Raw genomic sequence first — 2973 nt, 5'->3', positions numbered from 1 at the left:
CCCCCTGCACAGCCCACCCGCCCGGCCTCACCCGCAATGCTGGAAGTCTGCCCAGCCACGAGGGGCCCAGCCGTTGGCAGGAAACCCACCCACATGAACGCCGGAAAACAGCCCCCGCCCTGCACACCCCGCATCACCCGTTTTTCGCCTGCGATTAACCGCCCCAGGACCACGGTGGACCTGCGCCGGCATCCCCGCCGTCGCGCTTCCCTCGTCCCCTTGGAATACGATCATGGCCAACCAGCAGAACCGTCATCCCGGCAAGGAACAGCAGGGCAAAACACCGCAGGACCAGCAGCGCCAGCAGCAACAGCAACAGCAGCCGAACGAGCAGCAGAAGAAGAATCCGCAACAGGGTTCCATGAAGAACCCGCAGCAGCGCTGATGCAGCCAGGGGCCAGAGCCCGTGCTACGGGGTCTGGTCCCGCTGCCGCCCGTCGACTCAATCGGGAATCGGCAGCGTCCAGGTCTCCTTGACCTCTTCCATCACGATGTAGCTCTTCGATTCACGCACATGGGGCAGGGTCAGCAGGGTGCTGCCAAGCAACTTTCGATACGAGGCCATCTCGCTGATCCGCGCCTTCAACAGGTAATCGAAATCGCCCGACACCAGATGGCATTCCAGTACGTTGGGCAGCTTCAGTGCCGCACGCCGGAACTCCTCGAAGATGTCACCGGATTTGTAGGCCAGGCTGATCTCCACGAACACCAGCAGGCTCGCCTTCAGCGCCGACGGGTCCAGGTGGGCGTGATAGCCGGTGATCACCGCTTCGCGCTCCAGCCGACGCACGCGCTCGGTGCACGGGGTGGTCGACAGGCCGATCCGTTCGCCCAGCTCGGTGAAGGAGATGCGGCCTTCGCCCTGCAGGATGCGCAGGATCTTGCGGTCGATCTTGTCCAGTTCGCGGGGGCGGGTGGTCATGGCCGTCAACCTTGAGGAATGAATCAGAGGAAAATATCCTGCCTGCATTCCTAAAATCAGGCAAATCACCTAGGAACGGAAGAATATACTTCCCCGATTATGGCCCCTGCGCACACAAATGCAGGGAATGATCGGGTTGGAGAATTTCCATGCGAGTCCTAGTTCTCGGCAGCGGCGTGATCGGCACCACCAGTGCCTGGTACCTGCGACAGGCCGGGTTTGAAGTCACGGTCGTCGACCGCCAGCCCGGTCCCGCGCTGGAAACCAGCTTCGCCAATGCCGGCCAGCTGTCCTTCGGCTACACCTCGCCGTGGGCCGCCCCGGGCGTACCGAAGAAGGCCATCGGCTGGCTGTTCGAAAAGCACGCACCGCTGGCGATCAAGCCGGGCATGGACCTGGCCCAGTACCGCTGGCTGTGGCAGATGCTGCGCAACTGCACCCACGAGCGCTACGCGATCAACAAGGCGCGCATGGTGCGCATGTCCGAGTACAGCCGCGACTGCCTGAACGAGCTGCGCGCGCAGATCGGCATCGATTTCGAAGGGCGCGACCTGGGCACCACCCAGCTGTTCCGCACCCAGCAGCAGCTGGATGCATCGGCGCAGGACATCGAGATCCTGGCCCAGTACGGGGTGCCGTACGAAGTGCTGGATCGCGCCGGTATCATCAAGGCCGAGCCTGCGCTGGCCCACGTCGATGGCCTGGTGGGTGCACTGCGCCTGCCGCGCGACCAGACCGGCGATTGCCAGCTGTTCACCCGCCGCCTGGCGCAGATGGCGGCCGAAGCGGGGGTCGAGTTCCGTTACGACCAGGACATCACCGGCGTGGAATTCGACGGCGACCGCATCACCGGCGTGCGCATCGGCGGCAAGCTGGAAACCGCGGACCGCTTCGTGGTCGCGCTGGGCAGCTATTCGCCGGGACTGGTCGCGCCGCTGGGCATGCGCCTGCCGGTGTATCCGCTGAAGGGCTACTCGCTGACCCTGCCGATCACCGACCCGGCGATGGCACCCACTTCGACCATCCTCGATGAGAGCTACAAGGTGGCGGTGACCCGCTTCGACAACCGCATCCGCGTCGGTGGCATGGCCGAGGTGGCCGGTTTCGACCTGTCGCTGTCGCCGCGTCGCCGCGAGACGCTGGAGCTGGTGGTGCGCGACCTGTACCCGAAGGGCGGTGACCTGGCCAAGGCCGAGTTCTGGACCGGCCTGCGCCCGGCCACGCCGGACGGCACACCGGTGATCGGCGCCACGCCGTTCCGCAACCTGTTCCTCAACACCGGCCACGGCACGCTGGGCTGGACCATGGCCTGCGGCTCCGGCCGCTACCTGGCCGACCTGATGAGCGCGCGCCAGCCACAGATCAGCACCGAAGGCCTCGATATCTTCCGCTACGGCCAGTACCGCCACGCCCCGCAACATGAGAACCGCACATGCGTCCTGCCCGCGCGCTGATCGACCTGGGCGCACTGCGCAGCAACTATCGCCTGGCCCGTGAACTGGGCGGTGGCAAGGCGCTGGCGATCCTCAAGGCCGATGCCTATGGCCACGGTGCGGTGCGCTGTGCGCAGGCACTGGAAGGCGAGGCCGACGGCTTTGGCGTGGCCACCATCGAAGAAGCGCTGGAACTGCGCCAGGCCGGCATCCGTGCGCCGATCCTGCTGCTGGAAGGCATCTTCGAGCCCAGCGAAATGGCGCTGGTGGCCGAGCATGACCTGTGGTTCTCGGTCGGTTCGCCGTGGCAGCTGGAAGCGCTGGCCGCGTTCGACAGCCCGCGCCCGCTGACGGTGTGGCTGAAGCTGGACAGCGGCATGCACCGGCTGGGCCTGGACGTTCCCGGTTTCCGCGCCGCGCACGCACGTTTGTCTGCACTGCCGCAGGTGGCGCGCATCGTGATGATGACCCACCTGGCACGCGCCGATGAACTGGACAGCGAGCGTACCCATGAGCAGGCCGCGACCTTCGTCGAGGCCATCGATGGTCTTGAAGGCGAGACCAGCATCTGCAATTCGCCGGCGCTGCTGGGCTGGCCGGACGTGCGCAGTGACTGGG

At 65.9% G+C, this 2973-nt stretch carries 4 protein-coding genes; 3 read left to right on the top strand and 1 reads right to left on the bottom strand.

The window, feature by feature from the left end; genetic code table 11:
• Nucleotides 1-232 precede the first annotated feature (232 nt).
• Nucleotides 233-385, top strand: coding sequence for a lana protein (locus AB4Y84_RS18070; protein ID WP_089238441.1), 153 nt, complete (start codon nucleotides 233-235; stop codon nucleotides 383-385).
• 57 nt (nucleotides 386-442) lie between these two features.
• Here AB4Y84_RS18070 and AB4Y84_RS18065 read toward each other — a convergent pair whose 3' ends face one another.
• Nucleotides 443-922: an Lrp/AsnC ligand binding domain-containing protein gene (locus AB4Y84_RS18065; RefSeq protein WP_442244742.1), complete on the bottom strand. Its 480-nt coding sequence runs from the start codon at nucleotides 920-922 to the stop codon at nucleotides 443-445.
• A gap of 149 nt (nucleotides 923-1071) precedes the next feature.
• Between AB4Y84_RS18065 and AB4Y84_RS18060 the strand changes: the two genes are divergently transcribed.
• Together AB4Y84_RS18060 and AB4Y84_RS18055 are read left to right on the top strand one after the other, a co-directional pair.
• The gene (locus AB4Y84_RS18060) at nucleotides 1072-2376 is read left to right on the top strand and encodes a D-amino acid dehydrogenase (protein ID WP_025878410.1); all 1305 of its coding nucleotides are present in this window, start codon (nucleotides 1072-1074) and stop codon (nucleotides 2374-2376) included.
• Nucleotides 2355-2973: alanine racemase (locus AB4Y84_RS18055; protein ID WP_442250593.1), on the top strand; the 619-nt coding region annotated here is incomplete at its 3' end. The genes AB4Y84_RS18060 and AB4Y84_RS18055, both read left to right, overlap by 22 nt.

Origin of the sequence: Stenotrophomonas sp. 2YAF22 (assembly GCF_052114665.1) — a bacterium.
Lineage (GTDB): Bacteria > Pseudomonadota > Gammaproteobacteria > Xanthomonadales > Xanthomonadaceae > Stenotrophomonas > Stenotrophomonas indicatrix.
Note: the sequence above shows the minus strand (reverse complement) of the source record. Positions and strands in the feature narration are given on the sequence as shown.

Excerpts from the sequence above, each read along its gene's own strand:
- AB4Y84_RS18070 (WP_089238441.1), top strand. The coding sequence starts at position 233 with ATGGCCAACCAGCAGAACCGTCATCCCGGCAAGGAACAGCAGGGCAAA.
- AB4Y84_RS18065 (WP_442244742.1), bottom strand. The coding sequence starts at position 922 with ATGACCACCCGCCCCCGCGAACTGGACAAGATCGACCGCAAGATCCTG.
- AB4Y84_RS18060 (WP_025878410.1), top strand. The coding sequence starts at position 1,072 with ATGCGAGTCCTAGTTCTCGGCAGCGGCGTGATCGGCACCACCAGTGCC.